This is a genomic window from Eggerthella sp. AM16-19 (genome assembly GCF_003474385.1).
Lineage (GTDB): Bacteria > Actinomycetota > Coriobacteriia > Coriobacteriales > Eggerthellaceae > Senegalimassilia.
Window position 1 is genome coordinate 1,480 of the sequence record NZ_QUCY01000009.1, and the last position, 18,221, is coordinate 19,700.

An 18,221-nucleotide genomic window follows, 5' to 3' on the forward strand; every position below is an offset into this window, starting at 1 on the left:
TCGGCCTAAATCAGAATCTATTTCGGTAGAGTTCTGAACAAGCAATAGAAAGGGGGCCTGGCAAGACAAGTTCAGCCAGGTCCCCTTTTGTTAGTTCGCCTTCCAATCCAGTCAACAAGGGTTTTCGATTCGACCGGACAGGATCGAGCTTAGATAGGGGTATCGATACAAGCACGACCTAGTTTGGTCAGAACCGAAATTGGGTGAATTGGAGGCACCTGTACATGCTACTGGTTTTTTAAGGAGGAACCAATGGCAGACGAAATCAACACTGCGGGCCAGGGGGATGGCTCCCAGAATTATCAGATGAATCGCAAATTGGGCACTATCTTCATGCTCATTTCCGCAACGGGCATGGGTTTGGTGCCGCTGTTCAGCCGTTGGGCTACGCGTACCAACATGTTCGATGCTACTCAGGGCTTGAACGGCTCCGATTCCATTGGCGCAATCATGGCGCTTGGCCGCATGTCCATGGGCGTGATTTTCTTCGTGATTCTCATGGTTGCCACCCATAAGGTAACCACTTTCAAGAAGCTTAAGCTTAGTCCCGCAATCGCATTGGGTGGCTTGATGATCGGCATGTCCTTGGCATGCTACGTCACCTCTACGCTGATGACCACCGTTGCCAATGCCGTTATGTTCATTTACACTGGCCCGGTTATCTGCGTGCTGCTCGCTCGTATCTTCCGTAAAGAGCCGATGAGCCCGCTGCAGTGGGTATGCCTCTGCGTCGTGTTCGTTGGCATGCTGTTCGGCGAGAGCCTCCTCGGCTTCGGCGTCGGCGGCAACGTCTTCGGCCTGGACTTCAACCTGATTCCCTCCACTCCGGAATTCCCGCAGAAGATGGTTGGCGACATCTTCGGCTTGCTGTCCGGCGTGTTCTACGGCGCTTCCATGTTCTTCAACGGCTACCGCAAGGATGCTGACACCACCGCCCGTGGTGTGTACAACTTCATCTTCGCTGTTATCGGCGCAGGTGTTATTGCTATCCTGATGAACGTCGTTGGCATGGCCACCGGCCAGACCAACTGGATCACCGAGGTTCACTTCACTGGTTTCAACTGGCTTGGCGCAGTGCTGCTGTGGATCGTATGCGGCCCTATCGCTTTGGGCTGCCTGCTGGTCGCTGGCCGCAACCTGCCGGCAATGGACTATAGCACCATCGCCTACTGGGAGGTTCCCGTTGCCCTGTTCATCGGCCTGGTCGTTTTCGGCGAGCCGGTTACGCTTAACACTGCTATCGGCATCATCCTGATCGTTGGTGGCGGCGCATTCCCGACTGTCAAGGCTATGATTCAGGGTTCTAAGATGGAGAAGCAGCAGCAAGTTGCTGAGAATCTGTCTGAACGTCTTGATGAAGAGGCTGCCAAGGAGGAGGAGCGCTAGCATCCGCCAGCGCTAGACGTAGGAGCCTTTGAAAGGAGGCTGCGTCATGAAGGTTACGAATCGCTTAACGCACATCGCAACGAAGGTAAACTTCGAAACCGCAAAGACCGAGGACCAGCTGAAAGCTGCGTTCGAGGCAAAGGGCATCGCCGGGTTCCCTGCAATGCTGGACATCAAAGAACGCACGGAGGAGCATGTCCAGTTCGTCTCGCTTGATGATCTGCTGGCGTTTGCCAAGGCTTCCGGCGTTGCTGCCGTTACGTATGACGTTACGTATTTCCCGCACGCTGATCAGGGCGAAGTTGAGCGCCAGCTCAAGCAGCTCGGTCACGACCTGGAAATCAGCGCTGACGTCATTAAGGACGTGTGTGCAACCGAGATTCAGGAGTACCTGGATCTTGATGCCAAGCGTGATGTGGCGGTTCCCGTCCATAGCATCGTTGAGTGCTATGTCAACGGTACGGCTTTCGCGTGGTATGGCCTGAACGACTATCCTCGCCTGAAGGGTGTTGTGCTTCAGAAGCTCGCCCGTGGCGGCCAGAAGGCAAAGCATGATTTCATCATGCGCGCCAGCCGTGCTCAGGTTGACCTGATGGACGAGGACGACATTCCTACGGACGTTGTTATGCGGTAATAGCTAATTATGGTGGACTGTGCTTATATAAGGGAAGGTGCAGTCCACCATTTTTTTGTCGGTTGCGGAACGTAAGTCATGAGGGATAGCGTTTCGCCTGATGAGGGCCTCTATGAAACGGCGAAATCATAGGAGGGGAGCCCTCGAAGAGGAGATTGTGATGGGGAGATTCAATACTATTGGATTGGGTTCATGTACGAGCGATCTGAAGTGGTTCCAGGGTGATTTCCATGAAAGATAACGCTCGCTTCGACGCGGAAAAGAGCAAGACCGTACGTAAGGTGGCAACGGCGTCCTTTTTCTGCAACTTCATCGAATGGTTCGACTATGCCACGTATTCGTACTTCGCGGTTGTTATCGCGCAAGTGTTCTTTCCGAACGATGATCCTGCGTTAGCGTTGATTCAAACGTTTGCAGTGTTCGCTTTGTCGTTCTTGCTTCGTCCCATTGGTGCTATTTTCTGGGGCAACATGGGCGACAAGAAGGGCCGTAAATGGTCGTTGACCGTTTCGGTTTTCATGATGGCTGGTGCCACGTTCTGCATCGGCTTGCTTCCCGGGTATGCTGCCTTGGGCATTTGCGCTCCGGCTTTGCTGCTTCTGCTCCGCATGATCCAGGGCTTCTCGGCTTCTGGCGAATATGCGGGTGCGGCAACGTTCTTGGCCGAGTATGCGCCCACGGACAAGCGCGGTATGTATTGCTCTATCGTTCCTGCTTCTACGGCCATCGGCCTGTTGGTTGGCAGCGCTTTTGCGACCGTCATGTACACCATCATGCCGGAAGCCGCGGTTAACGAGTGGGGCTGGCGTATCCCGTTCGTCCTTGCCGGTCCTTTGGGCATCGGCGCGTATTTCGTGAACATCCAGCTTGAGGATTCTCCTACGTATCAGGCGATGCAGCGTGCGCTCAAAGACGCTGAGGCATCTGGCGTCGCCGGTGCTCCGGAGCGTCCGATTCACTGCTTGTTCACGAAGCATCTGCGTAAGCTCATCATCTCCATCGGCGCTGCAATGCTGAACGCCGTCGGCTTCTATGTTGTGCTTACCTACCTTCCGGTATACCTGGAAACGGCCGTCTTGATGCCGAAGAACGAGGCGTCGTTGATCACCACCATCGCGCTGGTAACCTACGTCGCTTTCATTTTCGCGAGCGGGCATCTGTCCGACAAGTTCGGTCGCAAGAAGATGCTGATCACTGCATGTGTGTGCTTCATCGTCTTCACCATTCCGGCGTTCATCCTGATGAGCACTGCGAATTTCGTGACCGTCCTCGTGGTCGAGTTGATCATGTGCTTGATCCTCACCATCAACGACGGTACCCTTTCCAGCTACTTGAGCGAGACGTTCCCCACTCAGGTGCGTTACTCGGGCTTCGCCCTTAGCTTCAATATGGCTAACGCGCTGTTCGGTGGCACGGCATCGTTCATCTGCACGTCGCTGATCACGGCGACGGGCTCCACCCTTGCTCCTGCGTTCTATATGGTTGCGGTTTCCTGCGTTGCGCTGGTGGCCATGATCATGTCGCACGAGCACTCGAACAAGGATTTGTCCGAGATTTAGAGGTTCGATTGGGCGATTGCGGGCCCCTCCTACCGCGATTGCCTGGTCATGGCAGGCAAGTTGTTGAAGAATTTTTATTTGGGGATCGCATTTTGCCGACGCGTTTACTTGAGACGATTCTTCATCGGGCTACGTTGCTGAAAGGTAACAACTTGCCTGCAAATGGCTAACATTGATAAGCGCACGGTATCATCTTCTTATCCGCCAGTGCATAGGCGGGCCTTTTGGGCCCTGCCTTGAGGGTAAGGAGGTTGAAATGCGAAACAACATCGCTTCAAGGGGAGGCGATGAACTGCCGTGTGCTGCAGTCGGTTTCAGTCTCAAAGCCGCTGCACTGTTCTTAGGGGAAAATCATGAATGCTGACCAACCGAGACCGATTCACAACGAAGCTGAGCTTACCGAGGCTGAAAAGCATAAAACGCTGAAGAAGGTTGTGTTCTCTTCGTTCCTGGGCAACTTCATCGAGTGGTTCGACTATGCCAGCTACTCCTACCTTGCCACCGTCATCGCTTTGGTGTTCTTCCCGGGCGAAGACAAAATGGTCTCAACCATGATGACGTTCGGCGTGTTCGCGCTGGCGTTCTTGGTCCGTCCTCTCGGTGCCATTTTCTGGGGCAACATGGGAGATAAGAAGGGTCGTAAGTGGGCTCTGTCCATCTCCATCCTCATGATGTCCGGCGCCACCTTCCTTATCGGCTGCTTGCCGGGCTACGCCGTCATCGGCGTTGGTGCTCCGCTGCTGCTCCTGCTCATGCGTATGGTGCAGAGCTTCTCTGCTTCCGGTGAATATGCCGGCGCCGCCACGTTCATCGCCGAGTATTCGCCGAAGAACCATCGCGGTTTCTACTGCTCCATGGTTCCCGCCTCCACGGCCGTTGGCCTGCTGGTGGGCTCTCTGTTCGCTACCTGGATGTTCAACACGTTCGGCGCTTCGTCCGACTTCGTGGTGAACTGGGGCTGGCGTATCCCGTTCTGGCTGGCTGGTCCTCTTGGCTATATCACGCACTACATCCGCGAGCATCTGGAAGACTCCCCGGTGTATGCGCAGATGCAGGCCGAGCTTGCCGAGAAGGGCATGAAGAGCGAAGACAAGCCGATCCGCACCCTGTTCAAGAAGCATTTCCGCGTGCTGGTCATCTCCTTCGGCGCATGCGTGTTGAACGCTGTGGGCTTCTACGCTGTTCTGACCTACCTGCCGAATTACCTTGAGGCTACGCTGAACTACGATCCGGGTCAGGCGTCCATCATCACCACCATCGTGCTGGTCGTCTACATCGGCTTCATCTTCCTTTCCGGCCGCATCTCCGACAAGTTCGGTCGCAAGAAGATGCTCATCACGGCTGCTGCAGGCTTCGTGGTCTTCACTATCCCTGCGTTCTGGCTGCTGAACACGCTGGACTTCTTCACCATCCTAGTGGTCGAGCTGGTCATGTGCTTGATGCTCACCATCAACGACGGTACGCTTTCCAGCTACCTGTGCGAGACGTTCCCGACCGACGTGCGTTACTCTGGCTTCGCTCTGAGCTTCAACCTGGCTAACGCCATCTTCGGTGGTTCCGCTTCCTACATCTCCTTCGCCCTGATCAATGTCACGGGCGACCCGATCGCTCCTGCGTACTACATGGTCTTCATCGCCGTTCTGGCCCTGGGCGCCATGATCGCATCGCACGAGCACACCGGCAAGGACCTGTCCGAGGTGTAACGCGTATTCGCATATCGGCAATCCCGCGATTTGCCTGATGAATGCCGCTCGAGTGTCTGTACTCGAGCGGCATTTCCTTTACAATGGGTTCATTGGGTTTTTGCGTAAAGGAGACCGATGTGAGTGAGGCGAATCAAACCCCTAAATCGTTGAAGGCTCAGATCACGCGCACGTCGCTTGTGCTTGCCGCCGCGGCGCTTTTGCGCGAACAGGGCCCGAAGGCGGTCACGTATCGCAAGGTAGCGCAATGGGCGGGGACCGCTTCATCATCGGTCGGATATTATTTCGAATCCACCAACCAGCTTCTGTATGAAGCCGGTCGTTACAACATCCAGCTTTGGGCTGAGCGCGCTGAAAACGCCGCTGCAACTGCCGAGTCCATGGATCAGGCTGACTGTCGCAAGCATCTGATTAATTTGCTCATCAGCGCCAGCCTGCCCGATGATTCCGTCAATCCCGCTGCTCACTACATGCAGTTGCTTGCCGCATCCGAGTCCGAGGACGTTACCGAGGCTTATCGCAACGGTCGTGTGCAGCTTGATCAGGCGGTCGGGCGGATTTTGAAACATGCGGGCGTGAAGCTGCCTGCGCATGTGGTGGGGATCGTCGTTGACGGAGCGGCCGTCGCGGCAATCTCCGAAGGCCGTGAAGTTAGGGGGATCGCAGCCGAGCTCTTGGAGAGCCTTGTCTCAGCGTTTGAGGGTTAAGGTGCGTTTACCGTTTTGGCCCGAAACGTTGGTTCAGTCGGCTTGCCGTTAGATTGGCGTGAAACGTTGGTTTAGTCAGGCTGCCGCTCTAGATTGGCGCGAAACGTTGACTCAGTTGGTTTGCTGCTAGACTTTTGATGTCGAAACACGAAAAAAGGCTCGGACCATATGGTCCGAGCCTTTTTGCATCTTGCGAAGGAGGGGGGGTTTCGCCTAGATGCCGATCACACCCATGCCGACCAGCACCAGGGCTGCGACGCCAAGTGCGCTCACAACGCCCATGCCGACCTTCTCGCCCTTCGTCAGAGCGTAGCCGCGGTCCTTGCGAGCCTTGGCGTACACGAAGAAGCCGGGGATGTAGCCAACGCAGGTGAGCAGCAGGAACGACCAGCCGTTGTACAGCACGCCGACCACCTGGAAGGCCAAGGCGATGACGCCGATGGCGATCTGAGCCGCGTTCTTGTCCTCCTTGGCGGAGAACTTGATCTGGTACAGTGCGATGAACGCCCAAGTAATCACGATGGAGACGGTGCACATGCTGAAGGCGAAGTTGTACGCATCCTCGCTGAACATCAGCACGATCAGGAACACCTGGATGCAAGCGCCTACGAGCAGCAGGCTCATCTGCGGAGCGCCCTTGCTGTTCAGCTTGCCCCAGGACTCGGGGAGCAGGTGGCGCTCGGCCATTTCAGAGGTGGTTTCAGCGGGCAGCATGGTGAAGGACAGCCAGGCGCCTGCAACACCGACGATGATGGCGATGCTGATGAACGCGCCGCCCCAGCCGGGAGCCATGGAATCGAACACGTAGAGCATTGCGGGGTAGTCGAGCTGAGCAATCTCGGTGTAGCTCATGTAGCCGTAGGGGAGCACGGAGCAGCCGACGTAAATGAGCAGCAGGCAGATCAGGCCGATGACGGTAGCCTTGCCTACCTCATGCTTGTTGCGGGCGCGGGAGCTCATGACCGCAGCGCCCTCGATGCCGATGAACACCCACATCATGATGATCATGCAGTTCATGACCTGCTCGAACAGGCCGCCCATGCTGGCGGCGTCAGCGCCCATCTCGCCAGCGGCGACGGCGTTGTTGTACACGTTACCCCAGAAGTCGGCGGTGAAAATGCCGGCGTTGAACATGAAGATGGCGAAGATCAGGAAGATGCCCAGGGAGGCAACCTTCGCCACCATGACGATAGCGTTCAGGAACGAGGCGCTCTCAACGCCACGGATGACCAGGAAGGTCAGCGCCCACATGAACAGCGAGGCGACGATCACGCACGGCAGGGTGTTGCCAGGGAGGAAGGTGGGGAAGAAGTATCCCAGTGTGGACATCATCATCGTGGCGAACGCGATGTTGCCCAGCCATGCGGACAGCCAGTAACCCCAGCCGGAAACGAAGCCGGCAAGCGGGCCGAAGCCCTCCTCGGCGTACTGGAAAATGCCCTTGAGCTCGGGCTTCTTAGCGCCCAGGTTGTTCAGCGACAGGGCAAGCGCGGCGAAGCCGATACCGACGACGGCCCAGGCCACCAGCACGGCGCCGGGGCTGGCGACGCCTGCAAGCTGTCCGGTGATGGCGAACACGCCGGAGCCGATGCAGGAACTGACGACCATGCCGATCAGCCCGAACAGGCCGATACCTTTAGCTTTCTCGCTCATGATTTCCCTCCTTAGTAGAAATCAACTGTTTGGTTTCGCCCCTGGACTCCGCTTGTTTAGCCGGACATACCGAACCTGCTTACGGTGGCGAATCCCGTTTACAGGCTCAAACGGAACGCAGAGGCGAAACCGATGGAAAACTGCGGGCAGCGCGTTGCTTCTCAAGCTGCCCAAAGGGGAGGCCGATCGATCCGGCGGCCTCCCCCGATGAAAGCGATTAGTCCTCGCGCACGATCGGCATGCTCATGCAGCGCGGGCCGCCACGGCCGCGGGACAGCTCGGCCGAGGGAATCTCGATGACGTCGATGTTGTTCTTGCGCAGAACGGCGTTCGTGACGTCGTTGCGCTCGTAAACAACCACGCGTCCAGGAGCGATGCACAGCGTGTTGGAGCCGTCGTTCCACTGTTCGCGCTCGGCGGCGATGCGGTCGCCACCGCCGCAGGGAATCAGCGTCACCGGCATGCCGATGTACTTCTCCAGGATCTGCTCGAGCGGGGCGTTGATCTCATGCACCTTGATGCCGTCGCCCTCGGGCGTAATCTCGAACACGGACAGCGGGCCCATGATGCCGGGATGGATGGTGAACTTGTCCACGTCGATCTGGGTGAACACGGTGTCCAGGTGCATCATGGCGCGGTTGTTCGGGATGTTGAACGCCAGGATGGTGTCGACCGGGGAGGTGGGGTCGTTGAAGATGTTGTGGGCGATGCCGTCGATGGCGTCGGGCTCGGTGCGCTGGGAGATGCCGATGGCCAGCACGTGCTCGTTGATGTTGAGGATGTCGCCGCCCTCGATGTGGAAGGTGTTGTAGCGGCTGTAGTACTGCGGGGTGCCCTTGAAATCCGGGTGGTAGTTGAAGATGTACTCGCCGTAGATGGTCTCACGGTTGCGGGTGACGGAGTACATGCGGTTGATGGAAACGCCGTTGCCGATCATCGCGAAGGGGTCACGGGTGAAGTACAGGTTCGGCATCGGGGCGACGACCATCTTGGAGGCCTCGGACACCAGGTCGACCAGGGAGTTGGACTTGTCGGTGTGCAGCTCGGTGAGGTTGATGCCCTCCATGGTCTTCAGGACGAAGTCCTTGGCGTCGGGGTAGTTCTCCTGCATGTAATCGAAGATGATCTTGCGATAGCGCTCGGTCTTGATACCGGCTTCGTCGATCCACTGCAGCAGGAACTTCTCGCGCAGCTCGGAGTCGGCGGCCAGGACCTCGGCCGTCAGGTCCTCCAGGTACACGACCTCCACGCCGTTGTCGCGCAGGGCCTCTGCGAAGGCGTCGTGCTCCTCCTGGGCAACTTTCAAGAACGGGATGTCGTCGAACAGCAGCTCCTCGAGCGTGTTCGGGGTGAGGTTCAGCAGCTCCTTGCCGGGACGGTGCAGCAGCACCTTCTTGAGCGGCTTGATCTCGCTTTTGACGTTCACGCCAGCCATTGCAAACCTTCTTTCGTCTCGTGGGATGAAGACTATCTTCGCCGTGCAAGCCTTCCAGCGCTTCTTGGCCTAACGCTTTGGGCTTGCGAGTGGGGCGTTTTCGGTGCCCCGTTCCGTTGACTCCACTTTGCAACCTCCACGTAAAATCCGGAAGGTGTAACGCGGATTTAACGACCCTCGTTTAGAGGTGGAACCAAGGATTAACGCCGGGCAAAACTTCCTAAACCCTCGGTAAACCCCTGATGGGAGGCTTGTGGTATGGTATGGGGAAATGCTGGTAAGCAGAGTTGGCCCTCATCGGTTTAGTTGACTTCGGCGCTCATTGTTTCTGTAAACAGGGTGGCGAATCGGGGTTGAGGGTAAAATAGGTACGGGTAAGTAGTTACAATACCGAGGATTGCCTTGGCCGGCTACGGGAGGCTGGCGGCAAAGCGTTCTACGGAGGGGCCTATGGAGCTTGTTCTGTTCTACTACACGCTGCTGATGCTGCTCGTATCCATTTTGGTAGCGGCTGTGTGCTTGTCCGCGTACTTGGTTTCGCGCAAGAAGACCATGCTGTTCCTGTCGGTTGCCTTCGCGTTCTACTTCTTCGACATCTCCTTAGTGTTCCAGGACGAATTCATCGTTCGATCTTGCGGGGATGCGCTCACATCGGGATATCTTGTCGTGCGCTCGCTTGCTTCGGTGGTGACCGGAGGTGGGTTCGTCACGGCGTTCTGGGTTTTGCTTTGCGATTACCTAAACGAAACGCGCCGCACCGCGTTCGTGATGCCGCCGGCGATTTTCACGATTGCCAGCGTTGCTATGTTGGTGATGATCCCTGATGGCGATCTGCAGCGTTTTTGGTTTTGGTCCATACGCCAGTTCTACATGTATTGGATTCTGCTGTATGCGGGGTATAGCTTCTTGCGTCAGCAAGGTGAGGCCGAGCGTGCCCGCATGTGGCGGCATCGAGCTTTGTATGCGGTGACGTGGGCGATAGGCCTGCTTGTTTTGGCGGAGGATTACGCCACCTTCTTGGTGATGGACCTGGCGTCGGTCAACTTGGATGCGCTTGTCTTCAGCGCCGAGCACAACTATGCAGAGAATCTGCTGATGTTGGTCATCGGCGTGGCTGCGGTGCGTAACGCGGTCCGCATGCTGTCGCTTCGTTTCGAGCGCCCTCCTGCGCAGGGCGGTAGCAAGCAGCAGGAGCAGCAGATCATCGAGAATCTTAACGTGTTCGCCACGCGTCATAAGCTCTCCCAGCGCGAACGTGAGGTTCTCTACCTTATCTTGCTGGGCAAGGATAATCAGAACATCGCATCCGAGATGTCTCTGGCGCTTTCCACGGTGAAGGTGCACGTGCACAACATCCTGAAGAAAACGGGCGATGCCAGCCGACAGGAATTGATCCAGGGCTTCTGGAAGATGTCGTAAGGCGCGCGCCGGTTTTGCCGTCCGTCCCTGAAAATCTACCCCCCACCGCCGCTGGACCGCGCGCTGTGTTACGGTCGTGTGTCGAAACGGCGTCACAAACGCTTTCGCATGCCAAAATGTCCCTCATATACCACAAGGAGGGGCGGGGATGCCCCGATAGGAAAGGAGGGAACGATGGCAAGCTCGATTACCGAGAAGCTGAAGAACATCGGCCCCGGTGCTTTGGTCGCAGCTGGTTTCGTCGGTCCTGGCACGGTCACCACGTGCACGGTCTCCGGCGCAAGCTATGGTTACACCATGCTGTGGGCGTTGCTGTTCGCCACCGTTGCAACCATTATCTTCCAGGAGATGGCGGCTCGCGTCGGCATCGTCACGCAGGAGGGCCTGGGTGAGAACATCCGCGATCGCATTTCGCATCCGGTGCTGAAGTGGATTGCAATCGTGATTGTTATCATCGCCATCTTCATCGGCAACACCGCGTACGAGACGGGCAACATCACGGGCGGCATCCTGGGCATCCAGGCGGTAGTCAATGCTCCCATGATCCCCATCGTCATCGTGCTGGGCGTTCTGGCCTTTGCCGTCATGTGGGTGGGTTCTTACAAGCTGGTCGAGAAGATTCTCACGGGCATCGTCATCTTCATGGGCCTGGTGTTCCTGATCACCGCGTTCGCCTCTCCCGTTGATTGGGGCGCGGTCGTGGCCGGCCTGTTCACGCCTTCCCTGCCCGAGGGCCAGGCCGGCGCCAAGGGCATCCTGACCGCCGTGGGTTTGATCGGCACCACCATCGTGCCGTACAACCTGTTCTTGCACGCTTCCGGCGCATCCGAGCGCTTCAAGGACCCTGAGCAGATCGCCGACGCACGTTTCGACTGCATTCTGTCCATCGGTCTGGGCGGCATCATCTCCATGGCCATTCTCGTCTGCGCCGCGGCGAACATGCATGCCGCCGGCATCACCGTCACCAACGGCAAGGACATGGCCGTCGCCCTGCAGCCGCTGCTGGGCAACTGGGCCACGGTGCTCATCGGCATCGGCCTGCTGGCCGCCGGTTTCTCCAGCGCCATCACCGCTCCGCTTTCCGCTGCTTACGCCGTCAACGGCGTGCTCGGCTGGGGCAAGACCTTGAAGGACCTGAAGTTCAAGATCGTTTGGATCATCGTGCTGGTGGCTGGCTGTCTGATGGCCGTGCTGCTGGGCAAGAGCCCCACGGAGCTGATCCTGGTGGCGCAGGCGGCAAACGCCATTCTGCTACCCATCATGGCGTTCTTCGTGATGTACGTCGCCAACGGCAAGAGCCTTGGCAAGTGGCGCAACCATGCGTTCTCCAACATCTGCGGCGTCATCTTCATCTGCATCACGCTGTTCATGTGCTGGCGCAACATGTCCAGCTTCCTGACCACGCTGCAAACGCTTATCGGCGCATAGCGGCTTCGGCAACGGAAAGCATGTGCAAGGGCCTGTCGGACGAAAGTCCGGCAGGCCCTTTTCATCGTTGGATTGCGGCTGCGATCGATGGCTTCTGGGGAAGCCTGGTCAGCATAGCGGTATGCGTCTTGCTGTCTGTTCTGATGCAGCGGACGAAGGCGACCGCGTACGACCAGATTTCCGCTCTGGCAGTTGCAGCGCGCTCCATCGCGTTGCTGGTGGGCGTATTCACCGCCTGGTTCCAGAAGCGGTATCCCCGGCATATAGCGCGCGGGTAGCGGGGCAGCAGGCGCGAAATCTTGTCTCCAGGAAACGAAAAGGCCATCGACTTGAGCCGATGGCCTGGTGCTTCATGGTGCCCCAGATACGATTCGAACGTACGACACCCGCTTTAGGAGAGCGGTGCTCTATCCCCTGAGCTACTGAGGCGCGCACATCATTGTAGCATTAAACCTTTTGACTCGATGCTCGCACATGCCAATATCACGGGTAAAGCTTCATGGTGGCTTTCGCACAGCTGCGCTCGGCGATGGCGATCGCAGCTACGCCCTCGCAAACTCAAGCAACTGCGTGGGGTCGGAGATGATAACGCCTGCCTGTGCCTCTTGCAGGGTGCTTACGGGATTGTAGCCCCAGTCGACGCCGATCGCATACGCCCCGGCGTTATGGGCAACGCGCATGTCGCCGGCAGAATCGCCCACATAGGCGGTGCGTTCGGGGGTGCTGTTCAGCTCGCGGATGGTTCGCAGCAAGCCGGTAGGGTCGGGCTTGCGGGGAATATCTTCGCATTCGCCGTGCAACACTTCAAACGTATCGGGGAGGAATCGCGGGATGACGTCCTTCACGCCGCCCTCGTATTTGTTCGAAAGCACCGCAAGCTTGCATCCTCGCGCTTTCAACTCGGCAAGCGTCTCGGGCATGTGCGCGTAATGGCGCGTGCGAGCATGCCCGGTTTTGGGGTACAGCGCCTTCCAGTATTCAAGCGCTTCTGCGCAAACGGTTTCGGAGGTTCCCTCGGGAAGAGCGCGGTAAATCAGGCGTTGCGCGCCGTCGCCTACGAAGCTGTGGATAGCGGCATCGGTGTGCGTGGGGTAGCCGAAGTGCGCCAGGGTCTCGTTGGTGACGTGGATGAGGTCGGGCATAGTGTCCAGGATGGTTCCGTCCAAGTCGAAGATGAACGTGTCGAATATCGGATGCGATTCGGTCATCGTTGCCTCCTGAAAACGAAAACGACGGCACTGGGCCGTCGTTGATGATCGATGGAGCGGGTGACGGGATTCGAACCCGCGAATGCGAGCTTGGGAAGCTGATTCCTTACCCGATCTTCCGCGACCTGAATTATCCGTCTGACCTCGCTGTTCTTAAAACCAACACTGTAATTCTAGCAAACGTACTGGACGAAATACTGGAAAAACGATTAGTTTTCCAACCAACAAACAATTCTACTCTGAAACACGAAAGTCGCCAAAATGGCGACTTTCGACACGTTATTTCTGGAGCGGGCGACGAGAATCGAACTCGCGTCAGATGCTTGGGAAGCATCGGTAATAACCATTATACGACGCCCGCATTGGCAAATCATTATAACTCTGCCGCCGTACATCCCACCGGTCAATTCAACGAAACCCCACGAGTCTCAGCTTAAACGGCGGCACGCAGAAAGCTCATATACCTAGATCCGATCCCGATGCCCGTGTTCGGAACATAACCGGCATATAGATCGAGGGTGTAGGCCGAGCTTGCGTGCCCCATGAGTACAGAGACCGTCTTGATGTTCTCTCCGTTGGCAAGGTTCAAAGTGGCGAATGTGTGCCTGAGTGCATAGGGTCTGATCCCTTCGAAGCCAGCTGCGCCTATGAAGCTGCGCCAATCCCTTAGCCAGGACTGATAGGTGCGCGGGATGACGTCTGGGCCGCACACCAGCATGGACATCGAGGGCTTGAGTCCCAGCGCCTTCATCTGGTTCGACTTGATGTCGATCCATGCCTTGACCTCGCCTGCCGTGTAAGCATCGATCGGCACCGACCTTCGCCCGGCATCCGACTTGGGGTAGCTCCTTATCGTCTTGCCGTCGCGGTCTAGGACGCTGACGATGTTGATTGAAGCTTCAGAGCCATCAAAGGCAATGTCTCCGACATGGATGGCGAGCATCTCTTCCGGGCGCATGCCCGTGTTCAAGAGCAGGAGCACGCTCACCTTGAAGTAGTCCAAGGGGAGCTTCTCGACCTCGCCTAAGAAGCGTCCGGCATCATCTGCCATAAGTGGGTCGATCAAAGGCTTGCTCTTCTTGAACACGCGGGTGAGGAACTTCGCCTTCGCGACGTTCTTCGTGATGTCATCTTTTTCCAGCGCGTAGTTCATGACCTCGCGGAGAAACTTGAGTATCTTCGACTGCATGTCGGGGCCTGCCACTTTTATGGGCTTGTACGGCTTCTTCAAGGTGCCGTGCTTCTTTGCCCACCTGACCGTCTTTCGGTTCTCCTCTTGCTTCGCCCTGCGCTCAAGCGCCCATTTCCTGGAGAGCTCGGGGACTTTGAGCAAGCATCTTTCGATGTCTTCTGCCGTCACCTTGCACATAGGGATATCGCCGATGACCTCGTCGATGTACTTCAGGAACAGGCGCTCATGTCTCACTACGCCATCGGTAATCGACCCGTTGCTGCGGATCTCTATGTAGCGGTCGATGTAGCTCCCTAAAGGCGTTACGCATTCGCCGGGCTTGCTCTTCCCATCACCGCTTCGAGTCCAGCCACGCAATTCAAGGGCTCGTTCAAGCTCTGCGTTCTTTTCATCCTCGAACGCGTCCATCTGGTCTTTCAGATCCTCCTTTTTGTTGAGCGCGAAAACGACGTGCGTGAGCTTCTTCTTTCCGTCGAAATAGGTGCGGTATTCCTCGGGGACGCGAATGGTCAACTGGTAGGCCGTCGTCCGCGAATCCTTGCGGCGACGGCGCGGCAGGCCCTTCTGCTTTCGCGCTTCGTCCAAGTCATATGGTTTGTCGCACCTTAGCTTCTTCGTCCCCAATTTCATCGACCGCCTTCCGGTTCTTGTTGAGGTAGTTGAGAAGCCCGAGTTTCGGGACGCACCACTTGATACCGATCCTGCAGCCCTGGATATCGCCCCTGTTCAGGAGCTTCCTGATCTCTTGCCCGGTCGAGCCGGTGAAGTCCGCGACCTGATCCGGGGTCATCATGTATGGGTAAGGCTCCAACATGAAAAGGTACAGGCCGTCGGGGTCGGCATCTCTTAAGCGCTGCTCGTCGAAGGGGACTTCCTCTATCTCATGTTCCATATCAGCCTCCTCTCGCCAAGGTGGCTTCCTGCCACAATCTTTTCCTTTGCTGAAATTTGAGACAACGATGCGAAAGCGCCGCTCGCATCGTTGACGTCTCGGGGTAGATATGCCTCGCGCCTGCGAGGCGGATGCGTATTCGAGTGTCAAGGTGCATGGCTAGGCGCACGTTTCCCAGATTGCGAAAACGAAGCGCTGTGTCGCCTCTCGAACACTAGTAAGAAAAGGGCCAGGAACTGGAAATATTCACCATGCCGGTGAAATAAATCACCCTGAAGGGGAAACAATCGCAAGAGCATCTATATCGCCTTTAGCCTAATAAATGTACCTATTGGATTTATGAGAAGGATGCGTTAGGTAGACGAGGATGGAGCTAATCGAGCTAATATCGATAAGGATTGATGAAGTCCGCTCGCAATGTGGCCAAGACATCACCGAGCTGGCGAGGCGCGCGGGCATCAAGAACAAGACCCTCTGGAAGACCCTTCACGGGAACCGAGAGATGAAGGCAGATGAGCTTGTCGCTCTCTGCTACGTCCTCAAGCTCGACTTCAACCATTTCATCAACGAGAAGATTCAGGAAGACCTCGATGCCAGATGCTGGAAGGCGATTCGGGATCTGAGCACGAATCCGCATAGCTTCGAGCGTTGATTCTCCTGTCGATACACAAATCTATTCGGGATGGTTCTATGAGCGAAGGCAGCCCCAAACAAGAAAAGAGGCAAATCCTGCCCCAGGATTATTACGACTCAAGGCAAGTCATGGCGCTGTTGAAACTGAGCAAGCAAAAATATTACGAGCTTGTCGAGAGAGAAGAGGACCCGTTGCCGATGCGGATGTATGGATGGTCTACAAGAGGAGCACTTGCGGAGCGCGGCGAGCTCATGGCATGGTTCAAGCGGAATACGCGCTTGGCACGCGATAGCAAGAGACGCGGAAAGAACTAACTTCCTGTTTTGACAAATACGATTCCAATAGAAACTTTCACTCTGAAAACATGCTACAATATCAGCATGAAAGTTTCTTATTTGACATACGAAGAGCTGTTGAGCGACATGCTGGAGCGAAAAGGCGGCGTTCTCACCGCGCGAGATGCCTCGGATGCCAACATTCCGAAGAAGGTCCTTTACCGCTTCATTCAGGAAAACGAGCTTGAGAAGGCCTCGCACGGGGTCTACGTGAGCCCAGACGAGATTCCTGACGAACTGTATCTGCTGCAGCAACGTTATCCCAAGATCATCTTCTCGCACCAGACGGCATTGTGGCTTCACGACCTCGCGGAGCGCGAGCCGCTCCCCATCTCGCTAACCGTCGATTCAAATTACAACGCAGGGTCTCTCTCCGACCAGGGGGTGAAGATCTACTACGTCAAACCCGATTGGTATGACATGGGATCATGCGAGGCGAAGTCTCCAGGCGGCCATCTTGTCAGGGCGTATGACAGAGAGCGCACCCTCTGCGACATGATTCGACGGCGGAAAGCGACGGATCCAGCTGCCTACAGGTACGCGCTTCGGCGCTATGCCGGATCGCCCGATAAGAACCTTCTGAACCTGAGCGAATACTCGCAGAGGATGGGGATCGAGCGCCAGGTGGCGCAGGCGATGGAGGTGCTTCTGTGATTAAGAACCCGAGACGGGTCAAGGACCTCATCAGGAACAAGGCGCAGGGGGATAGCACGAAGGCGCAGACTCTCCAAAGGCATTATGCGATGGAGCGCTTCCTGGAGCGCATATCCGTGTCTCGCTACCGCGACAACTTCATACTCAAGGGAGGAATGCTCGTCTCGTCCATGATCGGCATAGACCAGCGCTCGACCATGGACGTGGATGCCACGATGACGGGCCAGACCCTTTCACCCGCGAATGCGCTAAGGATTGTCGGCGAGATCGCCGCCATCGAGCTGGATGACGACATGACGTTCGAGGTCGGCGATCCACGAGAGATCATGAAGGACGCGGAATACGAAGGAGTTCAGATTCCCATACGCGCATACCTCGGGCGAATGGAGATAAAGCTCAAAATCGACATCTCGACAGGCGATGCCATCACGCCGTCCAAGATCGCTTTCCAGTTCCCCCTCATGCTTGAGGACAGGAAGATCGACATCTGGGCGTACAACTTGGAGACCGTGCTCGCCGAGAAGGCCGAGACCGTCATAGTCCGAGGCGTCCTCAACACCCGCATGCGCGATTTCTACGACATCTTCATGCTAACGACCGTGTATGACCCCATCGATGCCCCAGTCTTCCATGATGCTATTCGCGCCACTGCCGCGAATAGAGGACACAATGAGCATCTCCTGCGCGCAGGAGATGCCATGGAACGGATCGAGAGAAGCAGAGAGCTGTCGGGTCAATGGCAGAGGTATCTCGCAGGCAATCCCTTCGCTGTCAAAGCGAAGTGGGATGATGTCGTTTCATCTGTCAAAAAGCTTCTCATTATTGGAGAGCTTGTCTAATCTGCACAAAAAACGCCAAGAGTGGCTTTGGCGGGCACACCCCCGGCAATCAGAGACAACACCTAAAACATCAACTCAAAGGCTTTCGCATGATTTCATAAACCAGTTTGGCATCGTTTCCGACATCAATGGTCCCATGTCCAATCGTCTCGTATCCTCTGCGCTCGTAAAGGATGACTGCAGGGAGCGATGCATCCAAAACAGCATTGTCGTGATTCTCAGAGATTTGATCTTCTAGGCAGTCAAGGATGTATGTGCCATAGCCTTTTCCTTGGCAATCGGGCGAAACGTACACGCTTGTAATGTGATTATCGTCATAGCAGCCGGTTCCGACTATCCGATCACCCGCAACAAGAACGCCCATATTACCTGAAGCAATACCTTCAATTACGTGGTTTAGGTTATGTAAATCGCAGAAGAAATCGGCGACCTCTTGCGGATAGTACTTGGGATAAATTGTTTGTATAGTAGTTTGCAGAATATCCTGGATGGATTCCGCATCTGTTTCGGTGGCCTTGCGATACTCCATAAACTTCACTCCTG

18 protein-coding genes and 2 tRNA genes are annotated in these 18,221 nt (G+C 56.4%); 12 read left to right on the forward strand and 8 right to left on the reverse strand.

Annotated features, from left to right (window positions below; genetic code table 11):
• Positions 1-252: 252 nt before the first annotated feature.
• The 5 genes from DW178_RS04645 (at position 253) to DW178_RS04665 (ending at position 5,989) form a co-directional block, all read left to right on the forward strand.
• A complete protein-coding gene (locus tag DW178_RS04645) occupies positions 253-1,386 on the forward strand; it encodes a DMT family transporter (RefSeq protein WP_118349914.1) in 1,134 nt (377 codons plus the stop codon).
• Positions 1,387-1,432: 46 nt separating this feature from the next.
• A complete protein-coding gene (locus DW178_RS04650) occupies positions 1,433-2,020 on the forward strand; it encodes a hypothetical protein (RefSeq protein ID WP_118349915.1) in 588 nt (195 codons plus the stop codon).
• A 230-nt stretch (positions 2,021-2,250) separates the two neighbouring features.
• Positions 2,251-3,579: an MFS transporter gene (locus DW178_RS04655; protein ID WP_118349916.1), complete on the forward strand. Its 1,329-nt coding sequence runs from the start codon at positions 2,251-2,253 to the stop codon at positions 3,577-3,579.
• A 353-nt stretch (positions 3,580-3,932) separates the two neighbouring features.
• Positions 3,933-5,282 carry an MFS transporter gene (locus DW178_RS04660; RefSeq protein WP_118349917.1) on the forward strand — a complete coding sequence of 450 codons (1,350 nt, stop codon included), beginning with the start codon at positions 3,933-3,935 and terminating at the stop codon, positions 5,280-5,282.
• 119 nt (positions 5,283-5,401) lie between these two features.
• Complete coding sequence (locus DW178_RS04665; protein WP_118349919.1) at positions 5,402-5,989, forward strand: TetR/AcrR family transcriptional regulator; 588 nt, start codon at positions 5,402-5,404, stop codon at positions 5,987-5,989.
• A 213-nt stretch (positions 5,990-6,202) separates the two neighbouring features.
• Here the strand turns inward: DW178_RS04665 and DW178_RS04670 are convergent, their stop codons facing one another.
• Together DW178_RS04670 and arcA are read right to left on the reverse strand one after the other, a co-directional pair.
• On the reverse strand, positions 6,203-7,642 hold the full coding sequence (locus DW178_RS04670) for a basic amino acid/polyamine antiporter (protein WP_118349921.1): 1,440 nt from the start codon (positions 7,640-7,642) through the stop codon (positions 6,203-6,205).
• Positions 7,643-7,859: 217 nt separating this feature from the next.
• Positions 7,860-9,077, reverse strand: coding sequence for an arginine deiminase (arcA, locus tag DW178_RS04675; protein WP_118349923.1), 1,218 nt, complete (start codon positions 9,075-9,077; stop codon positions 7,860-7,862).
• Between the two features lie 450 nt (positions 9,078-9,527).
• On the opposite strand from arcA, the gene DW178_RS04680 reads away from it, so the two are divergent.
• From DW178_RS04680 to DW178_RS11515, 3 genes are all read left to right on the forward strand, one after another.
• Complete coding sequence (locus DW178_RS04680; RefSeq protein ID WP_118349925.1) at positions 9,528-10,496, forward strand: helix-turn-helix transcriptional regulator; 969 nt, start codon at positions 9,528-9,530, stop codon at positions 10,494-10,496.
• A gap of 174 nt (positions 10,497-10,670) precedes the next feature.
• A complete protein-coding gene (locus tag DW178_RS04685; protein ID WP_118349927.1) occupies positions 10,671-11,924 on the forward strand; it encodes an Nramp family divalent metal transporter in 1,254 nt (417 codons plus the stop codon).
• Between the two features lie 20 nt (positions 11,925-11,944).
• Entirely contained in the window at positions 11,945-12,202 is a 258-nt protein-coding gene (locus tag DW178_RS11515; RefSeq protein ID WP_118349929.1) for a hypothetical protein, read from the forward strand.
• Positions 12,203-12,277: 75 nt separating this feature from the next.
• Here the strand turns inward: DW178_RS11515 and DW178_RS04695 are convergent.
• The 5 genes from DW178_RS04695 to DW178_RS04715 all read right to left on the reverse strand — a co-directional run bounded on the left by DW178_RS04695 (position 12,278) and on the right by DW178_RS04715 (position 15,216).
• Positions 12,278-12,353, reverse strand: a tRNA-Arg gene (locus DW178_RS04695).
• A 113-nt stretch (positions 12,354-12,466) separates the two neighbouring features.
• Complete coding sequence (locus DW178_RS04700) at positions 12,467-13,132, reverse strand: HAD family hydrolase (protein WP_118349931.1); 666 nt, start codon at positions 13,130-13,132, stop codon at positions 12,467-12,469.
• 286 nt (positions 13,133-13,418) lie between these two features.
• Positions 13,419-13,493 (reverse strand) — tRNA-Gly (locus tag DW178_RS04705).
• A gap of 72 nt (positions 13,494-13,565) precedes the next feature.
• Positions 13,566-14,954 (reverse strand): tyrosine-type recombinase/integrase, encoded by a 1,389-nt coding sequence (locus DW178_RS04710; RefSeq protein WP_118349934.1) that lies wholly within the window; start codon positions 14,952-14,954, stop codon positions 13,566-13,568.
• Positions 14,911-15,216, reverse strand: a complete 306-nt coding sequence (locus DW178_RS04715; RefSeq protein ID WP_118349935.1) for a helix-turn-helix domain-containing protein — start codon at positions 15,214-15,216, stop codon at positions 14,911-14,913. Before DW178_RS04715 ends, DW178_RS04710 begins: the two co-directional genes overlap by 44 nt.
• Before the next feature lie 367 nt (positions 15,217-15,583).
• Here DW178_RS04715 and DW178_RS04720 point away from each other — a divergent pair, with 367 nt between their 5' ends.
• The 4 genes from DW178_RS04720 to DW178_RS04735 all read left to right on the forward strand — a co-directional run bounded on the left by DW178_RS04720 (position 15,584) and on the right by DW178_RS04735 (position 17,678).
• Entirely contained in the window at positions 15,584-15,868 is a 285-nt protein-coding gene (locus DW178_RS04720; RefSeq protein ID WP_118349937.1) for a helix-turn-helix domain-containing protein, read from the forward strand.
• Between the two features lie 38 nt (positions 15,869-15,906).
• Entirely contained in the window at positions 15,907-16,164 is a 258-nt protein-coding gene (locus tag DW178_RS04725) for a helix-turn-helix domain-containing protein (protein ID WP_147363813.1), read from the forward strand.
• A 108-nt stretch (positions 16,165-16,272) separates the two neighbouring features.
• A complete protein-coding gene (locus DW178_RS04730) occupies positions 16,273-16,839 on the forward strand; it encodes a type IV toxin-antitoxin system AbiEi family antitoxin domain-containing protein (RefSeq protein ID WP_223901147.1) in 567 nt (188 codons plus the stop codon).
• Positions 16,836-17,678 (forward strand): nucleotidyl transferase AbiEii/AbiGii toxin family protein, encoded by an 843-nt coding sequence (locus DW178_RS04735; RefSeq protein ID WP_118349942.1) that lies wholly within the window; start codon positions 16,836-16,838, stop codon positions 17,676-17,678. The genes DW178_RS04730 and DW178_RS04735 overlap by 4 nt, the downstream gene beginning before the upstream one ends.
• A gap of 70 nt (positions 17,679-17,748) precedes the next feature.
• Here the strand turns inward: DW178_RS04735 and DW178_RS04740 are convergent, their stop codons facing one another.
• A complete protein-coding gene (locus tag DW178_RS04740; protein WP_118349945.1) occupies positions 17,749-18,207 on the reverse strand; it encodes a GNAT family N-acetyltransferase in 459 nt (152 codons plus the stop codon).
• Between the last annotated feature and the right edge of the window lie 14 nt (positions 18,208-18,221).